19 protein-coding genes and 1 tRNA gene are annotated in these 24,666 nt (G+C 67.8%); 7 read left to right on the top strand and 13 right to left on the bottom strand.

Annotated elements, in window-relative coordinates:
* Nucleotides 1-46: 46 nt before the first annotated feature.
* Nucleotides 47-131, top strand: a tRNA-Leu gene (locus tag QP609_RS06620).
* Between the two features lie 153 nt (nt 132-284).
* On the opposite strand, the gene emrB is transcribed toward QP609_RS06620, so the two are convergent.
* From emrB to emrR, 4 genes are read right to left on the bottom strand one after another with little or no spacing between them, the layout of a single operon-like run.
* Entirely contained in the window at nt 285-1,871 is a 1,587-nt protein-coding gene (gene emrB / locus QP609_RS06615; RefSeq protein WP_005408769.1) for a multidrug efflux MFS transporter permease subunit EmrB, read from the bottom strand.
* Nucleotides 1,872-1,878: 7 nt separating this feature from the next.
* A complete protein-coding gene (gene emrA / locus QP609_RS06610) occupies nt 1,879-3,060 on the bottom strand; it encodes a multidrug efflux MFS transporter periplasmic adaptor subunit EmrA (protein ID WP_197621425.1) in 1,182 nt (393 codons plus the stop codon).
* An 11-nt stretch (nt 3,061-3,071) separates the two neighbouring features.
* Nucleotides 3,072-4,565 (bottom strand): multidrug efflux transporter outer membrane subunit EmrC, encoded by a 1,494-nt coding sequence (gene emrC, locus QP609_RS06605; RefSeq protein WP_014646522.1) that lies wholly within the window; start codon nt 4,563-4,565, stop codon nt 3,072-3,074.
* A complete protein-coding gene (emrR, locus tag QP609_RS06600) occupies nt 4,562-5,005 on the bottom strand; it encodes a multidrug efflux system transcriptional regulator EmrR (RefSeq protein ID WP_014646521.1) in 444 nt (147 codons plus the stop codon). Before emrR ends, emrC begins: the two co-directional genes overlap by 4 nt.
* A 172-nt stretch (nt 5,006-5,177) precedes the next feature.
* Here emrR and QP609_RS06595 point away from each other — a divergent pair, with 172 nt between their 5' ends.
* Together QP609_RS06595 and parC are read left to right on the top strand one after the other, a co-directional pair.
* Nucleotides 5,178-6,059 carry a helix-turn-helix transcriptional regulator gene (locus QP609_RS06595; RefSeq protein ID WP_046429737.1) on the top strand — a complete coding sequence of 294 codons (882 nt, stop codon included), beginning with the start codon at nt 5,178-5,180 and terminating at the stop codon, nt 6,057-6,059.
* 60 nt (nt 6,060-6,119) lie between these two features.
* The gene (gene parC / locus QP609_RS06590; RefSeq protein WP_014646519.1) at nt 6,120-8,363 is read left to right on the top strand and encodes a DNA topoisomerase IV subunit A; all 2,244 of its coding nucleotides are present in this window, start codon (nt 6,120-6,122) and stop codon (nt 8,361-8,363) included.
* 355 nt (nt 8,364-8,718) lie between these two features.
* On the opposite strand, the gene bfr is transcribed toward parC, so the two are convergent.
* Nucleotides 8,719-9,207, bottom strand: a complete 489-nt coding sequence (bfr, locus tag QP609_RS06585; RefSeq protein ID WP_005408763.1) for a bacterioferritin — start codon at nt 9,205-9,207, stop codon at nt 8,719-8,721.
* A 123-nt stretch (nt 9,208-9,330) separates the two neighbouring features.
* Here bfr and QP609_RS06580 point away from each other — a divergent pair, with 123 nt between their 5' ends.
* On the top strand, nt 9,331-11,658 hold the full coding sequence (locus QP609_RS06580; RefSeq protein WP_289213881.1) for a penicillin acylase family protein: 2,328 nt from the start codon (nt 9,331-9,333) through the stop codon (nt 11,656-11,658).
* Between the two features lie 82 nt (nt 11,659-11,740).
* On the opposite strand, the gene QP609_RS06575 is transcribed toward QP609_RS06580, so the two are convergent.
* Nucleotides 11,741-13,129, bottom strand: a complete 1,389-nt coding sequence (locus tag QP609_RS06575; RefSeq protein WP_014646517.1) for a cation:proton antiporter — start codon at nt 13,127-13,129, stop codon at nt 11,741-11,743.
* A 101-nt stretch (nt 13,130-13,230) separates the two neighbouring features.
* Nucleotides 13,231-14,922 carry an asparagine synthase B gene (asnB, locus tag QP609_RS06570; RefSeq protein ID WP_014646516.1) on the bottom strand — a complete coding sequence of 564 codons (1,692 nt, stop codon included), beginning with the start codon at nt 14,920-14,922 and terminating at the stop codon, nt 13,231-13,233.
* 337 nt (nt 14,923-15,259) lie between these two features.
* Here asnB and QP609_RS06565 point away from each other — a divergent pair, with 337 nt between their 5' ends.
* The gene (locus QP609_RS06565) at nt 15,260-16,138 is read left to right on the top strand and encodes a tetratricopeptide repeat protein (protein WP_197621458.1); all 879 of its coding nucleotides are present in this window, start codon (nt 15,260-15,262) and stop codon (nt 16,136-16,138) included.
* A 120-nt stretch (nt 16,139-16,258) separates the two neighbouring features.
* Here QP609_RS06565 and dapE read toward each other — a convergent pair whose 3' ends face one another.
* Genes dapE through map form a run of 6 tightly spaced genes read right to left on the bottom strand, consistent with a single transcriptional unit; the run spans nt 16,259 to nt 23,206 of the window.
* Entirely contained in the window at nt 16,259-17,386 is a 1,128-nt protein-coding gene (gene dapE, locus QP609_RS06560) for a succinyl-diaminopimelate desuccinylase (RefSeq protein ID WP_046429730.1), read from the bottom strand.
* The gene (locus tag QP609_RS06555) at nt 17,383-17,754 is read right to left on the bottom strand and encodes an arsenate reductase (RefSeq protein WP_014646513.1); all 372 of its coding nucleotides are present in this window, start codon (nt 17,752-17,754) and stop codon (nt 17,383-17,385) included. Before QP609_RS06555 ends, dapE begins: the two co-directional genes overlap by 4 nt.
* A gap of 31 nt (nt 17,755-17,785) precedes the next feature.
* Complete coding sequence (locus QP609_RS06550; protein ID WP_197621457.1) at nt 17,786-18,652, bottom strand: hypothetical protein; 867 nt, start codon at nt 18,650-18,652, stop codon at nt 17,786-17,788.
* A 2-nt stretch (nt 18,653-18,654) separates the two neighbouring features.
* Nucleotides 18,655-19,734 carry a 2,3,4,5-tetrahydropyridine-2,6-dicarboxylate N-succinyltransferase gene (gene dapD, locus QP609_RS06545; protein ID WP_014646511.1) on the bottom strand — a complete coding sequence of 360 codons (1,080 nt, stop codon included), beginning with the start codon at nt 19,732-19,734 and terminating at the stop codon, nt 18,655-18,657.
* Complete coding sequence (locus QP609_RS06540; protein WP_014646510.1) at nt 19,734-22,361, bottom strand: [protein-PII] uridylyltransferase; 2,628 nt, start codon at nt 22,359-22,361, stop codon at nt 19,734-19,736. Before QP609_RS06540 ends, dapD begins: the two co-directional genes overlap by 1 nt.
* A gap of 2 nt (nt 22,362-22,363) precedes the next feature.
* Nucleotides 22,364-23,206 carry a type I methionyl aminopeptidase gene (map, locus tag QP609_RS06535; RefSeq protein ID WP_014646509.1) on the bottom strand — a complete coding sequence of 281 codons (843 nt, stop codon included), beginning with the start codon at nt 23,204-23,206 and terminating at the stop codon, nt 22,364-22,366.
* Between the two features lie 173 nt (nt 23,207-23,379).
* Between map and QP609_RS06530 the strand changes: the two genes are divergently transcribed.
* Together QP609_RS06530 and QP609_RS06525 are read left to right on the top strand one after the other, a co-directional pair.
* Nucleotides 23,380-23,910 carry a spore coat U domain-containing protein gene (locus tag QP609_RS06530; protein ID WP_032956855.1) on the top strand — a complete coding sequence of 177 codons (531 nt, stop codon included), beginning with the start codon at nt 23,380-23,382 and terminating at the stop codon, nt 23,908-23,910.
* Nucleotides 23,910-24,659, top strand: coding sequence for a molecular chaperone (locus QP609_RS06525; RefSeq protein ID WP_049403820.1), 750 nt, complete (start codon nt 23,910-23,912; stop codon nt 24,657-24,659). The genes QP609_RS06530 and QP609_RS06525 overlap by 1 nt, the downstream gene beginning before the upstream one ends.
* The last annotated feature ends 7 nt before the right edge of the window (nt 24,660-24,666 follow it).

The following is a 24,666-nucleotide window of genomic DNA, read 5'->3' as shown; positions in this document are numbered from 1 at the left end:
TTGTTGACACATCTTCTGTGGCTCCCCATAATTCATCTCCTGAGTCGCCCAGGTGGCGGAATTGGTAGACGCACTAGTTTCAGGTACTAGCGGGTAAAACCGTGGAGGTTCGAGTCCTCTCCTGGGCACCACGACTCAAGATGATCAAACCCGCGAAAGCGGGTTTTTTCGTTTCCGGGGTCTGGGAATTCACGCCCCGAGATCCATCCATGCGTGGCGTGGATCCACCAAAAGAAAAACCCCGCCTTGCGGCGGGGTTTCTGCGTTTCAACAGCAATGAACGGTCAGTGCCCGCCGCCGGCGGCAGCACCTGCACCCGCGCCGAACGGCGGCTTGGCCAGCCACAGGAACGTGATGATCGCCAGGAAGATCCAGCCCAGCAGGAAGAAGATGTCGTTGAAGCCCATCTGCGATGCCTGGTGGTTGATCATGTTGTTCAGTACCGCTGCACCGTGTTGCAGGTCGCCCTGCCCCATCGCCGTCACCTGGTCCTGCATGCCGGGCTGATAGGCCGAGATGTGCTCGGTCAGGTCGGCATGGTGCACCTGGGTACGCCGCGCCCACAGCCACGTCGTCAGTGACGCCGCGAAGCTGCCACCCAGCGTACGCAGGAACGTGGCCAGGCCGGAGCCCGCCGCGATCTCGCGCCCATCCAGGTCCGACAGCAGGATCTGCAGCACCGGCATGAAGAACAGCGCGACGCCGATGCCCATGATCAGCTGCACGCCGGCCACGTGCATGTAGTCCACCTGCAGGTTGAAGTTCGAACGCAGGAAGCTGGTCATCGACAGCACGATGAAGGCCACCGTGGCCAGCATGCGCATGTCGAAGCGCGATGCGTACTTGCCGACGAATGGCGTCATGATCACCGGCAGGATGCCGATCGGCGCGGTCGCCAGGCCTGCCCAGATCGCGGTGTAGCCCATGTCACGCTGCAGCCACTGCGGGATCAGCAGCGCCACGCTGAAGAACGCCGCGTAGGCCACCACCATCGCCAGCGTGCCGGCGCGGAAGTTGCGGTGCCGGAACAGCTTCAGGTCGACGATCGGATCCTTGTCGGTCAGCTCCCAGATCAGGAACACCGTCAGCGTCACCACCGCCACGCAGGCCAGCACCACGATCTTCATCGACGAGAACCAGTCCTCGTCGTTGCCCAGGTCGAGCACCAGCTGCAGGGCACCGACACCGATCACCAGGGTGACCAGGCCGACGTAGTCCATCTTCGGCTTCTCGATCTGCTCCGGGCGTCCCTTCAGCTGGTTGCCCACCACCAGCGCGGCGAAGATGCCCAGTGGCACGTTGATCAGGAAGATCCACTCCCAGCTGTAGTTGTCGGTGATCCAACCACCGAGGATCGGACCGCAGATGGGCGCCACCACCGTGATCATCGCCAGCAGCGCCAATGCCTGTCCGCGTTTCTCGCGCGGATAGATCGAGACCAGCAGCGACTGCGTGATCGGGTACATCGGGCCGGCCACGAAACCCTGCAGCGCACGCGACAGCACCAGCATGCCCATGCTCTGCGCCAGGCCGCACAGCAGCGAGGTGATGACGAAGGCCAGCGTGGCCCAGACGAACAGCTTGCGCTCGCCGAAGCGACGGCTGAGCCAGCCGGTCAGCGGCAGCGCGATGGCCGTGCTGACCGCGAACGAAGTGATGACCCAGGTCGCCTGCTGCGAGCTGGCGCCGAGATTACCGGCGATGGTCGGCAGTGAAACGTTGGCGATGGTGGTGTCGAGCACCTGCATGAACGACGCCATCGCCAGGCCCACGGTGCACAGGGCGACGCTGGGTGGCAGGAACCCGGAGGCCGCACCCGGCGCCGCCGGTGCACCCGGAGCGCCGGGTGCGGCTGGAGCTTGTGCGGACATGGCGACCTCAGCCCACCTTTGCCTGTTGCTGCGGCAGGTTGCCCTGGATGATCGTGTGGATCACCTCATCGGCATCATGCAGCTGCTTGGCATATACGTCGGTGTCGAACACGGTGCCCTTGGCCGGGGTGCTCGGCAGTACTTCACCCTTCTGGTCGCGCAGGCTCACTTCGGCCTTCATCGACAGGCCGATGCGCAGCGGGTGTTCGGCCAGCTGCTTGGCATCGATGGCGATGCGCACCGGCACGCGCTGCACGATCTTGATCCAGTTGCCGCTGGCGTTCTGCGCCGGCAACAGCGAGAACGCCGAGCCGGTACCCAGGCCCAGGCTCTGGATGCGGCCCTTGTACTTCACGTCACCGGCATACAGGTCCGACTTCAGCTCCACTTCCTGGCCCAGGCGCATATGGCGCAGCTGGGTTTCCTTGAAGTTGGCCTCGATCCACATCTGCTCGGTCGGCACCACGGCCATCAGGGCATTGCCCGGCTGCACGCGCTGGCCCACCTGCACCGAACGACGGGCGACGTAGCCGGTGACCGGCGCGACGATGCCGGCGCGGGCGTTGTTGAGGAACGCCTGGCGCAGCTGCGCGGCGGCGGCCTGCACGTCCGGCTGGGTGGCGATCACGGTGTCGTCGACCAGCGCGCGGTTGCGCTCGACGGTCTCGCGCGAACCGGCCACGGCCGCTTCGGCCGCCGCCAGCTCGTCGCGGGCGTGGGCCAGTTCTTCGTTGGAAATGGCGCCAGTGGCGGCCAGATCCTTGCGGCGGGCGAAGTCCTCGCGTACGCGCTTCAGGGTCACCTGGCGGGCGTTCAGGTCCGCCTGCGCGCCTTCCACGCTGCGGTACAGGCCACGGGTCTGGCGCACGGTCTTGGCCAGGTTGGCCTCGGCCTGCTGCAGCGCCACCGAGGTGTCGGACGGGTCCAGCTGCACCAGCAGCTGGCCGCGCTCCACGCGCATGCCGTCATCGGCGTTGATGGCGACCACGGTACCGGCCACCAGCGGGGTGATCTGCACCAGGTTGCCCTGCACGTAGGCATCGTCGGTCTCTTCGAACCAACGGCCGAACATGAAGTACCACAGCGCCAGTGCGGCAAGCAGCAGCACGACGATCACGAACAGGCCGCGCAGCAGGTTGCCGCGGCGGTTGGGGGCGGCCGGGGCCGCAGTGTCTTGGGTCTGGCTCATGGCGGAAGTCTTCAGGAATGCGAGGAATCGGAATGGGAGGCGATCGGTGCGCGGTCGGTGTCGGCGGGCTGCAAACCACCGCCCAGCGCCTTGCTCAGGCGCACCGAGGTCTGCACCTGCTGCGACTGCAGGCCGGCCAGCTGCTGCTGCGACTGCAGCAGGGTGGACTGCGCGGTCAGCACGTCCAGGTAGCTGCCGATGCCGGCGCGGTAGCGCTGCTGGGCCAGGTCGAAGGCCGAGCGTGCGGTGTCCACTGCCTGCTGCTGCGCGTGCGCCTGCTGCGCCAGCGAGCGCACCGCGTTGACCTGGTCGGCGACGTCGCGCAGTGCATCGAGCACGGCCTGGTTGTAGTTGGCCACCGCCAGGTCGTACTGCGCGTCGGTGTTGGCCAGGTTGGCGCGCAGCTTGCCGCCTTCGAAGATCGGCAGGCTCAACGCCGGGCCGATGTAGGCGAAGGTCGAGCTGCTCTTCAGCAGGTCACCCACGTTCGGGGCGACCACGCCGGCCAGCGCGGTCAGGTTGAAGCTCGGGTAGAACTTGGTCTTGGCGACCTTGATCTGCTTGTCGGCCGCTTCCACGCGCCAGCGCGCAGCCACGATGTCGGGGCGACGGCCGAGCAGTTCGCTGGGCAGTACGCCCGGCAGCTGCAGTGCCATCGGGTTCAACGGCTGCGGGCGCTGGATCGACAGGCCACGGTCCGGCCCCTTGCCGACCAGTGCAGCCAGCGCGGTGCGGGCGGCGTCGATGCGCTGCTGCGCGGCCAGCACCTGCTGCTGCGCGGCCGGCACGCGGGCCTCGGCCTGGCGCACCTGCAGATCGCTGTCGATGCCGGCGCTGCGGCGCTGGCGGGTCAGCTGCAGCGATTTCTGCGAGCGGGTCAGTTCTTCCTCGGCCACGTCGTTGAGCTGCCACGCGTAGGCCAGGTCGGCATAGGCCTGGGCAATGCCGGTGGACAGGTTCAGGCGTGCGGCCTGGGCTTCAACGGTGGCGGCATGCGCGCCATCCACGGCGGCTTCCCAGGCAGCGCGCTTGCCGCCCCACAGGTCCACGCCGTAGCTGAAATCGAAGGCGACCTGGCTGCTGCCGCCATAGCGGCCGCCCATCTCGCTGCCGACCATCGACTCGGGCAGGCGCAGGCCGGTGTAGCCGCCGGACACCGACAGGCTGGGCAGCTCGTCGGCGCGCGCGGTACCGACCTGGGCCTGGGCCTGGCGCAGGCGCGCGTCGGCGGCATCCAGGCTCGGATGACCGGCCAGGCCTTCGGCGACCAGTGCGTCCAGCTGCGCATCGCCCAGTGCCTTCCACCAGTCCTGCGCCGGGAAGCCGGCGGCGCTCAGGTCGGTGTCAGCCAGGGTGCGTTCGCTGTGCAGGCTGTCCACGTCAAGCACGTGGCCCTGCGGGTTGAGGCCACGACTGCTGGCGCAGGCGGCCAGGGCCAGCGCCAGCGCTGACACCAGCAGCGCGCGCCCGGACCGGCGGAGAGTGGAATGCGGGATCGGGTTCATGGGGTCGTCAGTGAATCGCGGATTCGGGTAAGGAGGGACAGCAGCAGCGTGCGCTCGTCGGCGGAAAGATCACGCAGCGCGTAATCCATCACCGCGTCGCCGCGCAGCTTCAGCCGCGCCCACAACGCACGGCCTTCGTCGGTCAGCACGATCTGCAGTGCCCGCCGGTCCTGCGCATGCGCCTCGCGGCGGACGCAGCCCAGCGCCTCCAGCTTGTCCAGCAGGCGGGTGACCGCGCTGGGCACCTGGTCGATGGCCTGCGCCAGTTCGTTGGCGGTGCAGGGCGCCATGTGGGAAAGCACCTTCAACCCGATGTAATGGGTGAAGCCGATTCCCAGATCTTCTTCCGCCATGGACGCGTCGAGTTGGCGCACCAGGCCGTCGCGCACCTGGCGCAGCAGCAGGCCGAAGCTGGGGGGAGTGGTTGCAGGACAGATCATGGGGGAGCATTCTCTTCCAAAAAAAATATTTCTCAATGGAAATATTCGATCTGGCATCGAATGCTGTGTTGCAGCAGCGGGCTCGATCAGTGAAGGCGCCTACCTTAATGATCTGGTCAGGTGGCCCGGTAGTACAATCCAGCCAATGGATGTCACATTTCAGCCAGCGGACATGATGAACAAGGCAGAAATTCAGGTTCCCAAACGCCTACTCAGAGATGAGGCACTGGACTGGTTCGAGCGCAACGACGGCCCGCCGGTCATCGCCTTCCGCTTCGACAGCCAGCAGGGCCTGGCCCGCGAGGTCGACTGGCACCACCACCAGCGTGCCCAGTTGATCTGCGTCGAACGCGGCCTGCTGACCACCCGCACCTCGCATGGCACGTGGTCGCTGGCGCCGGGCTCGGCCGGCTGGATGCCGCCGCTGGAACCGCACACCGTCACCCTCGACGGCCCGTTGCGCGGCTGGGGCATGGCACTGGCTGCACCGGCCTGCGCCACCCTGCCCGCCGACCCCTGCGTGCTTGGCCTGTCCAAGCTGGCGCAGGCGCTGGCCGACCGCATCTGCGAATGGCCGCTCGGCCATGACACCACGCCCGAGCGCCAGCACATCATCGACGTGCTGCTGGACGAGATCCGCACCGCGCCGCGCCAGCGCATGCACCTGCCGATGCCGCACGACCGGCGCCTGCTGAAGATCGCCTCGCAGTTGCTGGCCGACCCCTCCGACGAACGCAGCCTGGCCGAATGGGCGCATTGGGCCGGTCTGTCACCGCGCAGCCTGACCCGTCACTTCCGCGACGAGACCACGCTCAGCTTCGCCCAGTGGCGGCAGCAGGCGCGCCTGTCAGAGGCCCTGCGCCAGCTGACCGACGGCCGCAGCGTGGCCGACATCGCCCACGCGCTGGGCTTCAGCAGCGCCAGCGCGTTCGTTACCGTGTTCCGCCGCCACTTCGGGCTGCCGCCCGGTCGCTACCTGGCACGGGCCGGGCACGGCCTGGAAACCGGGCTGGACCCTGCGCGCGGCTTGGCATCCCCCGCCGCATCCGGATAATCACAGGATTGCGAGCGGCGACCGCCGTCGCCGCCTCCCGACAACAGGTAACAACGCCGCATGACCGAACTTGCCCGCCCCGTGTTCCACGGATTCGAACAACTGCCGCTGCGCGAGTACGCCGAACGCGCCTACCTCGACTACTCGATGTATGTGGTCCTGGACCGCGCCCTGCCGTTCATCGGCGACGGCCTGAAGCCGGTGCAGCGCCGCATCATCTATTCGATGAGCGAGCTGGGCCTGAATGCCGCGTCCAAACCGAAGAAGTCCGCGCGCACTGTCGGTGACGTCATCGGTAAGTACCACCCGCACGGCGACAGCGCGTGCTACGAGGCCCTGGTGCTGATGGCACAGCCGTTCTCGTACCGCTATCCGCTGATCGAGGGCCAGGGCAACTTCGGCTCCAGCGACGACCCGAAGTCGTTCGCGGCGATGCGTTACACCGAATCCAAGCTGACCCCGATCGCCGAAGTGCTGCTGGGCGAACTGGGCCAGGGCACCACCGACTGGGCACCGAACTTCGACGGCACCCTGCAGGAGCCGACCTGGATGCCGGCACGGCTGCCGCACCTGCTGCTCAACGGCACCACCGGCATCGCCGTGGGCATGGCCACCGACGTGCCGCCGCACAATCTCAACGAGATCGTCAGCGCACTGCTGCACCTGCTGGACAACCCCGATGCCAGCGTGCGCGACCTGTGCGAGCACGTGCAGGGCCCGGACTATCCGTCCAGCGCCGAGATCATCACCTCGGCCAACGACCTGCGGAACATCTACGAGACCGGCAACGGCAGCGTGCGTGCACGTGCGACCTTCACCAAGGAGGCCAGCAACATCGTGGTGACGGCGCTGCCGTTCCAGGTGTCGCCGTCGAAGGTGATCGAGCAGATCGCCGCGCAGATGCGCGCCAAGAAGCTGCCGTGGCTGGAAGACATCCGCGACGAATCCGACCACGCCAACCCGGTGCGCGTGGTGCTGGTGCCACGTTCCAACCGCGTCGACGCCGACCAGCTGATGGGCCACCTGTTCGCGACCACGGACCTGGAGCGCAGCTACCGCGTCAACCTCAACGTGATCGGGCTGGACGGCCGTCCGCAGGTGAAGAACCTGAAGATGCTGCTCAGCGAATGGCTGACCTTCCGCAGCAACACCGTCACCCGCCGCCTGCAGCACCGCCTGCAGAAGGTCGAGCGCCGCCTGCACCTTCTGGAAGGCCTGCTGGTCGCCTTCCTCAACCTGGACGAGGTGATCCACATCATCCGTACCGAGGACGAACCGAAGGCGGCGCTGATCGCGCGCTTCGGCCTGTCCGAGGAACAGGCCGAGTACATCCTGGAAACCAAGCTGAAGCAGCTGGCCCGCCTGGAAGAGATGAAGATCCGCGGCGAGCAGGACGAGCTGGCCAAGGAGCGCGAGAAGATCCTCGGCATCCTCGACAGCAAGGCCAAGCTGAAGAAGCTGATCCGCGACGAACTGACCGCCGACGCCAGGAAGTTCGGCGACGCACGCCGCTCGCCGCTGGTGCAGCGCCAGGCCGCGCAGGCCATCGACGAGACCGAGCTGGTGCCGAGCGAGCCGATGACCGTGGTGCTGTCGGAGAAGGGCTGGATCCGAGCGGCCAAGGGCCACGACGTCGATGCTTCCGCCCTGTCCTACCGCGACGGCGACGCCCTGCAGGGCGCAGTGCGTGCGCGCAGCACCCAGCAGGTCGCGTTCCTCGACAGCGAAGGCCGCGCCTACTCGACGCCGGTGCATACCCTGCCCTCCGCGCGTGGCAATGGCGAACCGCTGACCGGCCGCTTCTCGCCGGCTCCCGGTACCAGCTTCGTGACCCTGGCCAGTGCCGAGCCAGATGCCCGCTTCGTGCTGGCCTCCAGTCATGGCTATGGCTTCGTCACCCGCTTCGAGAACCTGATCGGCCGCAACAAGGCCGGCAAGGCGATGCTGAACCTGTCGTCCGGCTCGTCGGTACTGACCCCGTCGGTGGTCGCCAACGTGGCCACCGACCGCATCGTGGCGGTGACCAGCTCCGGCAACCTGCTGGCGATCGCCGCCAACGACCTGCCGGAACTGGACAAGGGCAAGGGCAACAAGATCATCGAGATCCCGAAGGCCAAGCTCGCCACCGAACGCGTGGTCGCCATCGTGGCGATCAGCCCGGGGCAGACCCTGCAGGTGCGCAGCGGCCAGCGCACCATGGGCCTGAAGTTCAACGAGCTCGACGCCTACCTCGGCGCCCGTGCCACCCGCGGCCACCTGCTGCCGCGCGGCTGGCAGAAGGTGGAAGGGCTGTCGGTGGAATAAGAGGTACGGGGTCGGATCCCTTTCCATGGGAAAGGGCTCTGACCCCAGGCACGAAAAAGCCGGGGCATTCCCCGGCTTTTTCGTTGTCGGCTGGCGGGCGGTGGAGCGGCTGGCGGGCGAAGGCTGGCTGGCGGTGCTCCGGTGCTGGCGGGCGACAGAACGCTGTGCTGCTGGTAGAGCCGACCGCTGGTCGGCTGCTTTTGGCTCCAGGTAGAGCCGACCGCTGGTCGGCTGCTTTTGGCTCCTGGTAGAGCCGACCGCTGGTCGGCTGCTTTCTGCAGAGCAGCCGACCAGCGGTCGGCTCTACCGGAAGGCAGCCGAGCATTGGCTCGGCTCTACAAAAAACGATGCCCGCTCAGTGCGCCGGGGCGCCGTTGCCGTCGATCTTGCTCAGCTGGTACAGCTCCAGGCCGATGCGCTTGATCAGGCCCAGCTGCTGCTCCAGCCACCAGGCGTGGTCTTCCTCGGTGTCCTTCAGCTGCGCCAGCAGGATGTCGCGGCTCACGTAATCGCCCTTCTCCTCGCACAGCTTCATGCCGGCGGCGAGATTGTTCCGAACGGCGTATTCAGTATCGAGATCCTTCTGCAGCATCTCCTCCACGGTCTTGCCCGGCTCGGTGGCATGCGGGCGCATGTCCGGGTCGCCACCCAGGAACAGGATCCGGCGCAGCAGCGCATCGGCATGCTGGGTTTCCTCTTCCATCTCGTGGTTCAGGCGTTCGTACAGCGCGAACAGGCCCTGGTCCTCGTAGCGGCGGGAATGGATGAAGTACTGGTCGCGCGCAGCAAGCTCGCCGCGCAGCAGTTCCTTCAGGCAGGCGATGACGTCCGGGTTGCCTTTCATGGGGGGCTCCTGTGAATCGATGCGGCATAGGGTGCCGCATTTCAAAATACGGTGATCTAATCGGAATCAGTCGCAGTTGCGCCTGCGGCTACAATCGGCCCACGAGTTCGGAAAGGACGTGCGATGCGACGTACATGGCGTTGGGTGCTGGGCGTGTTGATCGCCATTGTGCTGGTCACCGCACTGGTGCTGTGGCTGCTGCTGCGCGGCAGCCTGGCCGACCTGGACGGCGAGCATGCGCTGCCGGGGCTGGCCCAGCCGGTCACCATCGAGCGCGATGGGCTGGGCGTGGTCACCATCACTGCCGGCAGCCAGGCCGACGCGATGCGTGCGCTCGGCCGCGTACACGCGCAGGAACGTTATTTCGAGATGGACCTGATGCGCCGCAGTGCCGCTGGCGAGCTGTCGGCGCTGTTCGGGCCGAAGGCCATCGACGCCGACAAGCGCATGCGCGTGCATCGGCTGCGTGCACGCACCGAGGCGAATCTGCAGGCCGCACTGGGCGACAACGGCACGGCCGTGCGCGCCTACGTGGATGGCGTCAACGAAGGCCTGGCCGATCTCTCCGTGCGCCCGTGGGCCTACCTGCTGCTGCGGCAATCACCACAACCGTGGCAGGCCAGCGACAGCGTGCTGACCGGGCTGGCCATGTATGCCGACCTGCAGGACCCCGGCAACCAGACCGAGCTTGCGCTCAGCCGCATCCGCGCAGTGGTGCCGCCGGCGCTGTACGCACTGATCGCCCACGACGGCACCGAATGGGATGGGCCGCTGTTTGGCGAACCCACCGGCAACGCCGCCCTGCCCGATGCCAGCCAGCTGGACCTGCGCACATTGAAGGGAAAAACGGGCACTGAGCAGGAAGAGGGCGACGTCATCGGCAGCAACAACTTCGCGGTGGCCGGCGCGCTTACCGCCGACGGCCGCGCCATCGTTGCCGACGACATGCACCTGGGCCTGCGTGCACCCGGCCTGTGGTTCCGCGTGCGCCTGCGCTACCCCGACCCGCAGGCCGCCGGCGGCCAGGTCGATGTCACCGGCTTCTCCCTGCCGGGCCTGCCGGCGGTGATCGTCGGCAGCAACGGGCACGTCGCCTGGGGCTTCACCAACAGCTACATCGACACGGCGGACTATCGCACGGAACCGGCCAGCGCCGCCGTGACCGTGCACGAAGAGCGCATCGCCGTGGCCGGCCAGGCCGACGTGCTGTTCGCGGTGCGCGAAACCGACTGGGGGCCGATCCTGCATACCCATGCCGATGGCAGTGGCGACGCCCTGCGCTGGGTCGCACACCTGCCCGGTGCCGTACGCCTGGATTTCGCTGACCTGGCCCGCGCCGGTGACCTCGACGGTGCACTGCACTTCGCCGACCGTGCCGGCATCCCCGCACAGAACCTGGTGGTCGGTGATCGCAGCGGGCGCATTGCCTGGCGCCTGATCGGCGCTCGCCCGGACCGCGGCCCCGGCTGTGCACCGGCCGGCTTCAATGCCGCCAGCAACCAGGGCTGCGCGCCGTGGCCGATCCGCAGCGATGCCTCGCCGGCATTGATCGATCCCCCCAACCATCGCCTGTGGACCGCCAATGGACGCGTCCTCGACGGCGAGGCACTCGCCAGCGTCGGCAACGGCGGCTATGACCTGGGTGCGCGGGCGCGGCAGATCCGCGACCTGCTGGCAATCCAGGAGCGCTTCGACGAGCACGACCTTCTGGCGATCCAGCTCGACGACCGCGCGGTGTTCCTGCAGCGCTGGTGGGCTCTGCTGCACGACGTCATCGAACGCAGTGACGACCCTGCGCTGAAGCGTTTGAAGGAGGCCAGCCATCAATGGGGCGGGCGCGCCTCGGCCAGTTCGGTCAGCTACCGGGTGGTGCGTGAATTCCGCACGCAGGTCATGGCCACGCTGTCCGATGCACTGCTGGCCCCGGCCAACGCGCAGCTGGGCGATGCCTACCTGGACCCACGCCTGGCACAGCTGGAAGGCGTGGCCTGGCCGATGCTGGAACAGCGCCCGGCCAACCTGCTGCCACCGGCCTTCGACAGCTGGGATGCGCTGCTGATCGACGCCGCCCGCCGTACCGAGGGTGAGCTGGCCAAGCAGGGGCCGCTGGCCAAGCGCAGCTGGGGTGAACGCAATACCGCGGCGATCTGCCACCCCATCGCACGGGCGCTGCCGGACATCGCCAAGCGCTGGCTGTGCATGCCCGCCGACCGCCTGCCCGGCGACCGGGACATGCCGCGCGTGCAGACGCCGAACTTCGGCGCCTCCGAGCGCATGGTGGTCTCGCCCGGCCACGAGGCCGACGGCATCGTGCACATGCCCGGCGGCCAGAGCGGCCATCCGCTGTCACCCTACTGGGGTGCCGGCCACGAGGACTGGGTGCATGGGCGCCCGACACCGTTCCTGCCGGGCAAGACGCAGCACGTGATGACACTGGTGCCAGCGCGGTAGTGCCGGCCGCTGGCCGGCATCCATGCAGGTGTGTCCAGCATCATCAGGTTGCCGGCCAGCGGCCGGCACTACCGTTCAACGTTCAGGCCCTGCGCCGTTCGATCAGGTTCAGCAGCGGCCCGGTCATCGCCGTGGTCACCAGCGCCATGATCACCAGCACCGCGAACAGGCGGTCACCGAGCAGGCCCAGCTCATACCCCAGGTTGAGCACGATCAGCTCCATCAGGCCGCGGGTGTTCATCAGCGCGCCCAGCCGCCACGCTTCGCGCGTGGGCATGCCGGCACTGCGCGCGGCACTGAAGGTGCCCAGCAGCTTGCCCGTCGTGGCCACCGCGATCACCACCACGCACAGCACGATGTCGCTGGCCTGCAGCGCATCGGCGCGCATGCGCAGCCCGGTCATGGCGAAGAACAACGGCAGCAGCAGCGTGACCGCGAACGGCTCGACACGGGCCATCAGCAGGTCACGCAGCTGCGCGTTCGACGATACCGCGACACCCGCAGCGAACGCGCCGAACAGCGCGTGGATGCCCAGCATCTCGGTGACCAGCGCACTGCCCAGCGACAGCAGCAGGATGCCGAGCAGCCAGCGCCCCTCACGGCCCGGCGCAATCTGCCGGCGCGCGAACCACGGCTTCACCAGCCCCAGCATCAGCGCCACGAACGCGACCACGCACACCAGGTTGAGGCTGGCCGGCAACCAGCCGCTGGCCTGGGCGGCAGCCACGATCAGCGCCAGCAGGCACCACGCGGTGGCATCGCCCAAGGCAGCGCAGGCGATCGCGGTCTGCCCCAGCGGCGTCTGTGTGATCCCGCGGTCGGCCAGGATGCGCAGCAGCACGGGGAAGGCCGTGATGCTCATCGAGATGCCTACGAAAAGTGCGAATGCGGTGAAGCCCACACCCTGTGGGCCGTGCTGCGGATACAGCCAGATCGCCAAGGCGACGCCGAGCACGAACGGCACTGCAATGCCGGCATGGCTGACGGTAAAGGCGAAACGCCGGCGGCCACGCAGCGCCGCCAGGTCCAGTTCGGCACCGGCCACCAGCAGGAACATCAGCACGCCCAGCTGGCTGAGCATGCCCAGCGGGCCCAGCGAACTGGCCGGGAACAGCGCACCATGCAGCTGCGGCAGCAGGCTGCCAAGCACCAGCGGCCCCATCATCAGGCCAGCGGCCATTTCGCCGATCACCGCCGGCTGTCCCATGCGCTTGAGCAGCGCCCCCGCGCCCTTGGCCACCAGCAGCAGTACCAGCAGCTGCAGCAGGAACAGGCCCAGCGGAGACGCCAGATGCTGCACCCAGCCGCCTTCGGCGGCGACGGAGGCACGGGCAACCGCCTCGGGCGCCGCCGGCCCGGCATACCGCGCCAGCAGCACGCCAGCCAGCAACGGAACCCCGGCCCAGGCCAGGTAGCGCCATCCCCATTTCGTGGGCGGCGCGTTGCCGCCTGCCTGTACGTCCATGAACATTCCCCAATGTGCAGGGGGCGATCATACAAAAAGGGGACGGAGGGGATTAAGGCGTTAATGGCACAAACGACTTAATCCCCTCCGTCCCCTTTTGGGGGTGCTTAGGCCAGTGCCTGCTCGTGCACGCCGGCGATCGCGCGACCCGACGGATCCGCCGCCGCGGCGAAGCTGGCGTCCCAGGCGATGGCCGCGGGCGACGAACAGGCGATCGACTTGCCTCCCGGCACGGTCTCGGCCGCTGCCCGGCTCGGGAAGAACTGCTCGAACAGGTGGCGGTAGTAGTACGCCTCCTTGGTCTGCGGCGGGTTGTGCGGGAAGCGCTTGTCGGCGGCCGCCAGTACACGGTCGCTCACCTGCGCCTCGGCATGTGCCTTCAGCCCATCGATCCAGCCATAGCCCACGCCATCGCTGAACTGTTCCTTCTGCCGCCACAGGATGCTGTCCGGCAGGTAGCCGTCGAACGCCTCGCGCAACACGGCCTTCTCGATACGGCGGCCGCCAAAACCGGCACCGACCATCTTGTGTGCGGCATCGAAGCGCATTGCCACATCGAGGAACTCACGGTCCAGGAACGGCACGCGCGGCTCCACGCCCCAGGCCATCATCGACTTGTTGGCGCGCAGGCAGTCGTAGTTGTGCAGGGCGTCGAGCTTGCGTACCAGCTCGTCGTGGAATTCACGCGCATCCGGTGCCTTGTGGAAGTACAGGTAGCCCCCGAAGATCTCGTCGCTGCCCTCGCCGGAGAGCACCATTTTCACGCCCATCGCCTTGATCCGCCGCGCCAGCAGGAACATCGGCGTCGATGCGCGGATGGTGGTGACGTCGTAGGTCTCGATGTGGCGGATCACCTCCGGCAGCGCATCGAGGCCTTCCTCGAACGTGTACTCGAAACCGTGATGCACGGTGCCCAGCGCTTCGGCGGCGATCGCTGCGGCGGCCAGATCGGGCGAGCCCTTCAAGCCGATCGCGAACGAGTGCAGGCGCGGCCACCAGGCTTCGGTCTGTCCCCCATCCTCGATGCGACGACGTGCATAGCGCGCGGCCACCGCCGCCACCAGCGACGAGTCCAGGCCACCGGACAGCAGCACGCCATAAGGCACATCGCTCATCAGCTGGCGCTCCACCGCATGCTCGAACGCCTGGCGCAGTTCAGCCAGATCGGCCTGGCGGCCCTGCACGTCGGCGTAGTCGCGCCACGGTTGCTGGTAGTAGCGCACCAGCTCACCGCTGGCACTGTCGAAATAGTGGCCCGGCGGGAACTGCGCGACATCGGCACAGGTATCGACCAGCGCCTTCATTTCCGAGGCGACGCGCAAGCGCCCCTGGGCATCGTGGCCCCAGTACAGCGGCACCACGCCCACCGGGTCGCGCGCCACCAGCACGCGTCCACTGTCACGGTCCCACAGCGCGAAGGCGAAGATGCCGTTGAGCTGTTCCAGCCACTGCGCCGGCGCGCCGCCCTGGCGGTAGAGCGCGTTGATCACCTCGCAGTCCGAGCCGGTCTGGAAGTCGTAGGTGGTGGTCAGCGCCGCCTTCAACGCCTGGTGGTTGTAGATCTCGCCGTTCACCGCCAGCGCCAGCTGGCCATCGGCCGACAGCAGCGGCTGCGAACCACCGGCCGGATCGACGATGGCCAGCCGTTCATGGACCAGCAGCGCACCTTCGTCGAGGTACACGCCGCTCCAGTCCGGGCCACGGTGGCGCTGGCGTTGCGACAGTTCCAGCGCGTGCCGGCGCAGGGCGGGAAGATCGTCACCGGCCTGCAGGCCGAAGATTCCGAAGATCGAACACATGGGGGAGCTCCTGTTGGGGATTTCACGGGTGGGAGGGTGTTCGACCGGCCATCCAGGCCCGGGCAGGCTGCGCCCGGGCACAAAAAAACCCGCATCGACCGATGCGGGTTTTCTGGTGTCCGGGCGTGTGTTGCTGTCTATCTACCCAGGGCGCAGTCCCGCATCGGCCGCGCACGATTATTCGCGCGCAGATTATTGCGGTTGTTGTTATTGACGGCGGTGGCCAGGCGGATCGACATGGCATTGACCCTACCCCGCTTTCCGGCATGGTGCAACCGTTGCGTTGGCAACCACTCCCCGGCGCGCATAATGGCCGGCCGTGAAACGTGTAATGGAAATGCAACACCGCACTGGACGCAACGCGGCGCTGGCCGCCCTGTTCTGCCTGGGCCTGACCGCCTGCCAGACCCTGGCCCCACCCTCGCCCCTGCCGCCGGCCCAGCTGCAGGGCCTGGAGCAACACGGCACCGACGGCAGCTTCGAGGGTGCCTTCGATACCGCGGAAACCTTCGAACGCTTCAACGATCCGCGCGCCATCGCCTACTACGAGCGCGCCGCCGCGGTCACACCCTGGACCTTCCACAACACCAAGGCGGAAGAAGCACTGGGCAGGATCTGGATCTCCGGCACGCTGCGGCATGCCGACAGCCCCCACATCAATCCGGCGCCGGTGCTGCGTGCGTCCTGGCGACGCGGAGAACGCGCCTATCTGGCGGCGGCCTACCACGGCAATCCCTATGCGTTCTACGCACTCGCCAAGGCCTATCGTCAGCGAGGCGACGCGCAACAGGCGCTGCGCTGGGGCCTGCGCGGAATGATCTACGAGCGCTACCGGAGTTCATCGTCACGGCTACCGGATGCGGTGGCCGCACAGGATGGCACCGTGCATCCACTGGTTGCGCAGATCCAGCGCCGCGCCGAGCGTGGCGATGCCGAAGCGCAGGTAGACCTGGGCGCACTGCTGGAAAAGGGCATGGGACTGCCGCGCGATCCCGCACGTGCGCTGCAGCTGTACCAGCGTGCCGGCGAGAAGGGCAATGTGTTTGGCCAGTACTTCGCCGGACTGCTGCTGGGCCGCGGTGCACCGGGCGTGGAGAAGGACACCGACGCAGCCGCACGCTGGTTCGCCCGGGCCGAGGCGCAGCGCTTCTACATGGCGGCGCCGAGCTACTGGGAAAAAGCGATCAAGCCGCCATTCTTCATTTTTTCTGAGTAGAGCCGAGCCATGCTCGGCTGGGCATTCCCTGCAGAAGCAGCCGAGCATGGCTCGGCCCTACAGGAAAGCAATGCCGGCGAAAGGCGTGCCGACCAACGGTCGGCACCCAGCGCCGCAGGTTCACGCCAGCAGCCGCTCCACCAGCCGCTGGTACAGCCCCGGCAATGCCTCCAGATCGGCCACGCGCACGTTCTCGTCCACCTGGTGGATGCTGGCGTTGACCGGCCCCACTTCGATGCACTGCGCGCCCAAGGGCGCGATGAAGCGGGCATCGGAGGTGCCGCCGCCGGTGCTTTCTTCCGGTGCACGGCCGATGTGCTCGGCCAGCACCGCACGCGCGGTGGCGCGCAGCGTGCCCTCCGGGGTGTAGAACGGCTCGCCGCTGCGGTGCCACTTCAGCGTGTACTGCAGGCCATGCCGTTCCAGCAGCGCGGTGATCTCCGCTTCCAGCTTCGATGCATCCCAGTGCGGGTTGTAGCGGATGTTGAAATCCACCTCGAGCTCGCCGGGAATCACGTTGTTGGCACCGGTACCGGCATGGATGTTGGAGACCTGCAGGCTGGTCGGCGGGAAACTCTCGTAGCCGTCATCCCAGCGCCGCGCACTCAGCTCGGCCAGGGCCGGCGCCGCCTGGTGGATCGGGTTGCGTGCCTTCTCCGGATACGCCACGTGGCCCTGCACGCCCTGCACGCGCAGCTTGGCCGACAGGCTGCCGCGACGCCCCACGCGCAGCAGGTCACCCAGCGTCGCAGTCGAGGACGGCTCGCCGGTGATGCACCAGTCGATGCGCTGGCCGCGTTCGGCGAACAGGCGTGCGACGTGGCGCACGCCATCGATGGCGTCGCCTTCCTCGTCGCTGGTCAGCAGCACCGCCAGCGTGCCGGGGTGATCAGGATGCGCGGCAACGAACTGCTCGGCGGCCACCACGAACGCCGCCACGCTGCCCTTCATGTCGGCGGTGCCACGGCCGTACAGCACGCCGTCACGGATCTGCGGCATGAACGGGTCGCTGGCCCAGGCCTCACGCGGGCCCGTCGGCACCACGTCGGTATGGCCCAGCAGCACCAGTACCGGCGCGCCCTGGCCGTGGGTCGCCCACAGGTTGTCGACCTCACCCAGCCGCAGGTGATCGCACTGGAACCCGGCCTGCTTCAGGCGTGCCGCCAGCAGCGCCTGGCAACCGGCATCATCGGGCGTCACCGAGGGCCGCGCGATCAGCTCGCAGGTCAGGTCGAGCACCGCGCTCATGCGTCACCCACGCCGAAGCGGGCCTTGAAGCCGTTGTCACTGAAGCCCTGGCTGACCGTGCCATCGGCCGTGACCACCAGCGGGCGCTTGATCAGCTGCGGGTACTCGCGCAGCAGCAGCTTCCATTCGGCCTCGGAATCGGCGGCCTTGCGGTTGTCCGGCAGCTGCCGCCAGGTGGTGGAGGACCTGTTGACCATCGCGGCCAGGCCACCCAGCTGCGCGGCCCACGCCAGCAGCATTTCCGGGCTGGGTTTGTTGTCGCGGTAGTCGACGAAGGTGTACGGCACGCCGAAGCGGTCCAGCCACCTGGTCGCCTTCTTGCAGGTATCGCAGTTCTTCAAACCGTAGACAGTGGTGCTCATGGCCATCTGTGATGCTGGAAAACAGAGGGCCAGAATCTCACAACAGGCGCTCGGACACGACCCGGAAAGGTACCCTTGGCAGCTGGAAGGCCAGCCCCTCGTGCAGCGCCACGCCCATCGCCTGCAGGCGCGGGCACTGCTGTTCGCCTTCCAGCTGCAGCGGTTGCAGCTGCGCGATGTCCACCGGCAGGGCAATGCGGGTGCTGGCCCAGCGCTGGTCGCAGGTGCGGGCGATGGCCTCGTCCTGGCAGGTCAGCAAGCGCAGCAGGGCCTGGTGGCCGCCGAAGGCCGCCGCCCACCCGTCATCGTCCCAGCCCGCAGCGCCCTGCCACTGCAGGTGCAGCGCCGGCGCACTGCCCTGCCCGCCCTCGATCAGGGTGTACCCACCGCCATCGGCGCGCACCACGTGCGCGAAGCGCACCGACAGATGCGGCTGCATGGCATCGCTGAAAGCGCGCGCGCCGGCGACGAAGGCCAGCTGGTCCATCACGTTGCGATCAAACAGCACCACCGGCGTCCCGTCCCGATCGTCGTCACGACGCAGGTACCAGCGCCAGTTGCTCTGCCGGGGAGACGGCATCAGCGAGCGCAGCGGCCCGGCCAGCGCGGGCCCGAAGTGGCCGTGCCGGTAGCTGAGGATGGTGTAGGGCGTGCGTCCGGCATGGACCACGTAGTGATGGCCTGGTGGTGGCATCGGCGCTTGGCGTACGTCGACCCACCAGCTCACGTAGACCACGTCGCGCACATCGCTTACCAGCGCCGGCATCGGCCAGCGCCGCGACAGCGCGCGGCGCAGCCGGGCCCAGCGTGGAGCGTGCAGCAGGCGCGGCAGCATCCGCCCGAACAGGGTGTCGGACGGATGCTGGTAGATCGCGGACTGCGCCAGATCCTCCGGCGCCGTCATCTTCAGTCAGCCAGGCCGCGCAGCAGGTCGTTGACGCTGGTCTTGCTGCGGGTCTTGGCATCAACCTGCTTGACGATCACCGCGCAATACAGCGAATGGGTACCGTCCTTGCTCGGCAGCGAGCCGGACACCACCACGCTGTACGGCGGAATGTAGCCGTAGGTGACCTCGCCGGTGGCACGGTTGTAGATGCGGGTGCTCTGGCTGAGGAACACGCCCATGCCGATCACGCTGTGGTGGCCGACCACCACGCCTTCCACCACTTCCGAACGCGCACCGATGAAGCAGTGGTCCTCGATGATGGTCGGGCTGGCCTGCAGCGGCTCCAGCACGCCACCGATGCCGGCGCCGCCGGACAGATGGCAGTGCTGGCCGATCTGCGCGCAGGAACCGACGGTGGCCCAGGTGTCGACCATGGTGCCTTCGCCGACATGGGCGCCGATGTTGGTGAAGCTCGGCATCAGCACCACGTCCTTGCCGAAGTAGGTACCGCGGCGGGCGATCGCGCCCGGCACCACGCGCACGCCACCACGGCGGAACTTCGCTTCGTCATAGCCGGCGAAGCGCGATTCGACCTTGTCCCAGAACGGCGCCGGGCGTGCATCGACCACCGCCATGTCGTTGACGCGGAAATACAGCAGCACGGCTTTCTTCAGCCACTCATTGACCTTCCAGCCGCCCTGGCCGTCCGGCTCGGCGACGCGGAACTCACCGCTCTCCAGGCCGTCGATCACGCGGTTGACCAGCGGCTTGGTCGACCCTTCCAGCTCGTGCAGGGTCAAGGTGGCGCGGCGCTCGAAGGCGCTCTCGATGCCGAACTTGAGTTCTTCCACGCCTGGTGCCGACGGCTTGCGCAGCGACTTGCGGGCGATGGTTTCGGCGCGGACGGCTTCGGCGCTCCTGGCCGGGGCCGGCTTCTTCACAGCACGCTTCACTGCAGCCGTTTTCTTCGCCGGGGCCTTCACCGCAGCGGCCTTCTTCGGCGCAGGGGTCTTCTTCGCGGCCGGTGCGGCAGCAGCGGGTTTCCGGGCCGCTGCGCTCTTGGGGGTCGCGGCGGTCTTCTTGGCGGGCTTGGTGGCCATCAGGCGGGGTCTCCGGCGTTTCGATCAGGGTCCAGGCAGGCCAGCATCGCGTCATGCAGCTGCTGCCGGGCAGGTTCAGTCAGGGGGAGGTCGTGTTCGTCACTGATCACGAAGGTGTCTTCGGCGCGTTCGCCGAACGTGGCAATGCGCGCATCATGCACGCGCAGGCCCTGGTTGCGCAGCACGAACGCCACATCGGCCAGCAGGCCGGGACGGTCGGGTGCGACCAGGGCAAATCGGGTTGCGCCCGGTTCATCGCGGAACTCGATGCGCGGGGCGAAGCGGAAGTGCCGCAGCTGCCGCGGTACCACCCGGCGCGACGGCCGCAGGCGCGACAGGTCACCGCTGAGTGCCTCGCGCAGTGCCGCTTCCAGGTTGGCACTGCTGCCATCGGCAAAGGTGTCGGCCGGGTTCACTTCGAAGGTATCGAAGATGGTGTCGGCCGGACCGTCCAGCACGCGCGCGCGATGGATGCCGTAGCCCTTGCGGTCCAGGGTCATCACGATCGCGGCAAACAGGCCATCACGGTCGGGCGAGTGCACGAACACTTCCAGCGCCGGGTCGTCGACGCTGATCCGGCGCACCTTCACCAGCGCCTGGCCCTGCTTCACCGGCACCAGTGCGGCGGCCTGCCAGGCCAGCTGCTCGGGGCGCAGGCGGATGAAGCCCTCATCCGGCATCACCGCGAACTGGCGGTCGATGGTGGCATCGTCGTAACCCTGCTCGCGCACCAGTGCGCGCACACTGTCACGTGCCTCGGCCACGCGCTCGGCGGCCGGTACCGGGTGCTCCAGCCCCTCGCGCAGCGCGCGCCGGGTGGCAAAGTACAGATCGGCCAGCAGGCGGTCCTTCCAGGCATTCCACAGTTTCGGGCTGGTGCCGGCGATGTCGGCACAGGTCAGCAGGTACAGGTAATCCAGGCGGTCGCGGCTGCCGACCAGGGTGGCGAAGCGATGGATCACCACCGGATCGGCGATGTCCTGCTTCTGCGCGGTCACCGACATGCGCAGGTGCTGTTCGACCAGCCATGCCACCAGCTCGGTATCGGTGCCACTGAGCGCATGCGCCTGGCAGAACGCGCGCGCGTCCACCGCGCCCAGCTCCGAGTGGTCGCCGCCGCGGCCCTTGGCGATGTCATGGAACAGGCCGGCCAGCAGCAGCAGTTCCGGCTTGCGCAGGCGCGGCCACACTTCGTGCGCGATCGAGAAGCGCTCGTCGGCGCGGCTGCTGGCGAACTGGCCGATGTTGCGCAGGACCATCAGCGTGTGCTGGTCGACCGTATAGACATGGAACAGGTCGAACTGCATGCGCCCGCTGACCTGGGCAAACGCGGGAATCCACTGGCCAAGCACGCCCAGCCGCGCCATGCGCGAAAGCGTATCGACCGGACGCTGGCCGCGCAGCAGGGCCAGGAACTGCTCGCGTGCATCGGCATCGGCCTGGTCATAGGCCGGCAGCAGCGGCAGCGACTCGGCCAGTGCACGCGCAGTGAGCGAATGCAGGCCGCGTACCTGCGGGTTGTTGGCCCAGCTGGAAAACAGGGCGAACACCTGGCCGATGTCGCCGCGTGGCCAGTCGGCCTCGTTGGCGGCCAGGTAACCACGGCGCAGGGAAAAACCCACGGTCAGCGGCTCCGGCTGGGCCTCGCCGTCGAACTGTTCCTCGAAGCGCTGCAGCAGCCGGTCGCTGATCCGGCGCACCACCAGCGCGGCGCGGTAGAAGCCCTGCATCATCTTCTCGACGCCGAGGTTCTCGGCATCGTCTTCGAAGCCCAGCCGCGCGGCCAGGGTCTTCTGGTAATCGAAACGCAGGCGCTCTTCCGGACGGCGCGCGACCAGGTGCAGGCCGAAGCGCAACCGCGCCAGCACTGCACGTTCGCGCTTCAACGCCGCGGCTTCGTCGGCGCCCAGGTGGCCGAGCCCGACCAGGGCCTCCAGGTCGCGCACGCCGAAGGCACGCAACGCCATCCAGCCCAGCGTATTGAGATCACGCAGGCCGCCGGGGCCATCCTTCAGGTCCGGCTCCAGGTTGTCGGCGGTATCGCCGAAGCGCTGGTGGCGGTTGCGCAGCTCTTCCAGCTTGGCCAGGAAGAAGGCGCGTGCCGGCCACAGTTCGCGGTCGTCGATCGCCTCGCGCAGCGCGCGGCGCGCAGCATCATCGGCCAGGATCGGGCGCGCCTCGATCAACGCGGTCAGCACGGTCTGGTCAGCCGCCGCCTCCCGGCACTGCAATGCAGAACGCACCGCATGGCTGACAGCCAATCCGCAGTCCCACAGCAGCGCGAACAGGCGCGCCAATGCCGCCTCGTGCGCCAGTTGTGCCGGCGGATCGCCGAACACCAGCAGGTCGATGTCCGAACGCGGGAACAGTTCACCGCGGCCATAGCCGCCGACCGCGAACAGCGACAGGCCGCTGTCGGCCGGCAGGCAGCGCTGCCAGGCCAGGCGGATCAGATGGTCGGCAGCGCGCGCGCGCAACGCCAGCAGGCGCTCGATGTTGTCGCCCTGGTCGAAGCGGCGGTACAGGCGCGCGTCGGCCTGCTGCAGCGCCTGGCGCGCGGCAGCAGCCCAATCCGGGTCGTTGAGCGACGCGGCCGGCGTGTCCAGCAGCGAACTCGCCGGCAGCATCTTCAGGAAACCTGCGACTCGCCTGGCGACAGGGTCAGCACGTCCACGCCGGTCTCGGTGACCGCGATCATGTGCTCCCACTGCGCCGACAGCTTTCGGTCCTTGGTCACCACGGTCCAGCCATCCGGCAGCACCTTGTTGTAGCGGGTGCCCTCGTTGATCATCGGCTCGATGGTGAAGGTCATGCCGGGCTGCAGCACCAGGCCCTGGCCCGGGCGGCCGTAATGCACCACCTGCGGCTCGTCGTGGTAGACCTTGCCGATGCCGTGGCCGCAGTACTCGCGCACCACGCTGAAACGCTCGCCTTCGGCGTAGCTCTGGATGGCATGGCCGATGTCGCCCAGGGTGGCGCCCGGACGCACCGCACGGATGCCGCGCCACATCGCTTCGTAAGTGGTTTCCACCAGGCGGCGGGCCATCACCGACGGGGTGCCGACGAAGTACATGCGGCTGGTGTCGCCGTGCCAGCCGTCCTTGATGACGGTGACGTCGATATTGATGATGTCGCCATCCTTGAGCACCTTCCCTTCACTGGGGATGCCGTGGCAGATGACATTGTTGACCGAGGTGCACACGGTCTTCGGGAAGCCGCGGTAGCCGACGTTGGCCGGAATGGCACCCTGCACGTTCACGATGTGGTCGTGGCAGATGCGGTCCAGTTCCTCGGTGGTGACACCGGGCTTGACGTGGGGGGTGACGATGTCGAGCACTTCGCTGGCCAGGCGGCCGGCGATGCGCATCATCTCGATTTCCTGCGGGGTTTTCAGATTCACGCTCATGGCACCCATTATCGCCGATCCGGCCGCAATCTGAACGAACGCCGCCCAACTGGCGATCCGGGCCATGCACGATTCCGGCAAGGAAAGTGAAAGCGTGATGGCCTCCACTCTTGCGCCTGCCTATTTATCACGGATTACAGACACTTACGCCTCCTAAGCTGGACCCACTGTCGTCAAAGCGGCGCCGAACGTGCCGTCTTCGCCTTGTTCAACGGACCTTCGGGTCAGGGAGGTTGTCCATGCGATCCCCAGTTCGATCCCCGCTGACATGGGTCATGGCCGGGCTGCTGCTTTCCAGCCCGGCGCTGGCCGCCGACACCACCACCTTCAACGTCACCCTGGTGGTCACCAAGGCCTGCACCATCACGGCGGCGGCCGCCACCAACGTCGACTTCGGCACGGCGGCCTCGACCACCGCCACGCCCACCCTGGGCCAGGGTACGGTGACCGCGCAGTGCTCGGCACTGACGCCCTACACGATTGCGCTGAACGCGGGCGCCAACGCCGGCACCGCCAACGACGTCACCACCCGGCGCATGAAGAACACCAATGCCGCGGTGACCGCCAACAACTATGTCGGCTACCAGCTCTACCAGGATGCCGCACATACCCTGGTCTGGGGCGCCACAACCGGCACCAATACCCAGGCCGGCATCGGCACTGGCCTGGCCGTGCCCTACATCGTCTATGGCCAGATCCTGAACCTGAGCACCAACAACCCGGCCACCGGTAACTACCTGGATACGGTTACCGCCACGATCACCTATTGATGGAGCACGCCCGCATGGCCGGACCCCGCCCGTGGCGCGCCACCGGCGTGGCGCTGCTCGCCCTGTACCTGCTGGCCCCCGCCGGTGCCGGCGCCACCAGCCTGCAGGTCGCCCCGACCAGCCTGCAGCTGGAAGCCCGCCAGCGTGCCGGTGAGCTGTGGCTGACCAACAGCGGCACCTCACCGGTGACGCTGCAGGTGCGCGTGTTCCGCTGGGTGCAGCAGGACGGCCAGGAACAGCTGCTGCCCACCGATGAAGTGATGGCCACGCCGCCGATGCAGGAACTGGCCGCCGGCCAGCAGCAGCTGGTGCGGGTGATGCGTCCGGACAGCGAGCCACCGCCTGCACAGCGGCACTACCGGCTGATCGTGGACGAGGTACCCGACCTGGCCACCCGTGCCGAGGGCATGCAGTTCGTGCTGCGCTATTCGATCCCGGTGTTCGTGCAGCCTTCGGCCGGCCGCCTGGCCCCACGGCTGCAGGCGCACCTGGTGAAACTGGCGGACGGCCGCAATGGCGTGGAAGTCGCCAATACGGGCGACAGCTACGCACAGATCGCCGATCTTGCGCTGGGCAGCGCCGCGCGCCCGCGCATTGTCCATCCCGGGCTGCTGGGCTACGTGCTGCCGGGCCAGGTGATGCGCTGGCCGATCGAACGCACGGCGATCGACCGCGACAACGACCAGATCACGGCCAAGCTCAATGGCGAGTCGGAACAGACGCCACTGTCGCCCCCACCGGCTCGCTGAGGCGTTG

It is taken from the genome of Stenotrophomonas sp. 8(2023) (genome assembly GCF_030345295.1).
In the GTDB taxonomy this organism is placed as follows: domain Bacteria; phylum Pseudomonadota; class Gammaproteobacteria; order Xanthomonadales; family Xanthomonadaceae; genus Stenotrophomonas; species Stenotrophomonas muris.
This window is presented reverse-complemented; position numbering and strand designations above follow the sequence as displayed.

What these genes read in the sequence shown, in the direction of transcription:
- emrB (WP_005408769.1), bottom strand. Translation starts at nt 1,871, where the DNA reads ATGTCCGCACAAGCTCCAGCCGCACCCGGCGCTCCGGGTGCACCGGCG.
- emrA (WP_197621425.1), bottom strand. Translation starts at nt 3,060, where the DNA reads ATGAGCCAGACCCAAGACACTGCGGCCCCGGCCGCCCCCAACCGCCGC.
- emrC (WP_014646522.1), bottom strand. Translation starts at nt 4,565, where the DNA reads ATGAACCCGATCCCGCATTCCACTCTCCGCCGGTCCGGGCGCGCGCTG.
- emrR (WP_014646521.1), bottom strand. Translation starts at nt 5,005, where the DNA reads ATGATCTGTCCTGCAACCACTCCCCCCAGCTTCGGCCTGCTGCTGCGC.
- QP609_RS06595 (WP_046429737.1), top strand. Translation starts at nt 5,178, where the DNA reads ATGATGAACAAGGCAGAAATTCAGGTTCCCAAACGCCTACTCAGAGAT.
- parC (WP_014646519.1), top strand. Translation starts at nt 6,120, where the DNA reads ATGACCGAACTTGCCCGCCCCGTGTTCCACGGATTCGAACAACTGCCG.
- bfr (WP_005408763.1), bottom strand. Translation starts at nt 9,207, where the DNA reads ATGAAAGGCAACCCGGACGTCATCGCCTGCCTGAAGGAACTGCTGCGC.
- QP609_RS06580 (WP_289213881.1), top strand. Translation starts at nt 9,331, where the DNA reads ATGCGACGTACATGGCGTTGGGTGCTGGGCGTGTTGATCGCCATTGTG.
- QP609_RS06575 (WP_014646517.1), bottom strand. Translation starts at nt 13,129, where the DNA reads ATGTTCATGGACGTACAGGCAGGCGGCAACGCGCCGCCCACGAAATGG.
- asnB (WP_014646516.1), bottom strand. Translation starts at nt 14,922, where the DNA reads ATGTGTTCGATCTTCGGAATCTTCGGCCTGCAGGCCGGTGACGATCTT.
- QP609_RS06565 (WP_197621458.1), top strand. Translation starts at nt 15,260, where the DNA reads ATGCAACACCGCACTGGACGCAACGCGGCGCTGGCCGCCCTGTTCTGC.
- dapE (WP_046429730.1), bottom strand. Translation starts at nt 17,386, where the DNA reads ATGAGCGCGGTGCTCGACCTGACCTGCGAGCTGATCGCGCGGCCCTCG.
- QP609_RS06555 (WP_014646513.1), bottom strand. Translation starts at nt 17,754, where the DNA reads ATGGCCATGAGCACCACTGTCTACGGTTTGAAGAACTGCGATACCTGC.
- QP609_RS06550 (WP_197621457.1), bottom strand. Translation starts at nt 18,652, where the DNA reads ATGACGGCGCCGGAGGATCTGGCGCAGTCCGCGATCTACCAGCATCCG.
- dapD (WP_014646511.1), bottom strand. Translation starts at nt 19,734, where the DNA reads ATGGCCACCAAGCCCGCCAAGAAGACCGCCGCGACCCCCAAGAGCGCA.
- QP609_RS06540 (WP_014646510.1), bottom strand. Translation starts at nt 22,361, where the DNA reads ATGCTGCCGGCGAGTTCGCTGCTGGACACGCCGGCCGCGTCGCTCAAC.
- map (WP_014646509.1), bottom strand. Translation starts at nt 23,206, where the DNA reads ATGGCCCGGATCGCCAGTTGGGCGGCGTTCGTTCAGATTGCGGCCGGA.
- QP609_RS06530 (WP_032956855.1), top strand. Translation starts at nt 23,380, where the DNA reads ATGCGATCCCCAGTTCGATCCCCGCTGACATGGGTCATGGCCGGGCTG.
- QP609_RS06525 (WP_049403820.1), top strand. Translation starts at nt 23,910, where the DNA reads ATGGAGCACGCCCGCATGGCCGGACCCCGCCCGTGGCGCGCCACCGGC.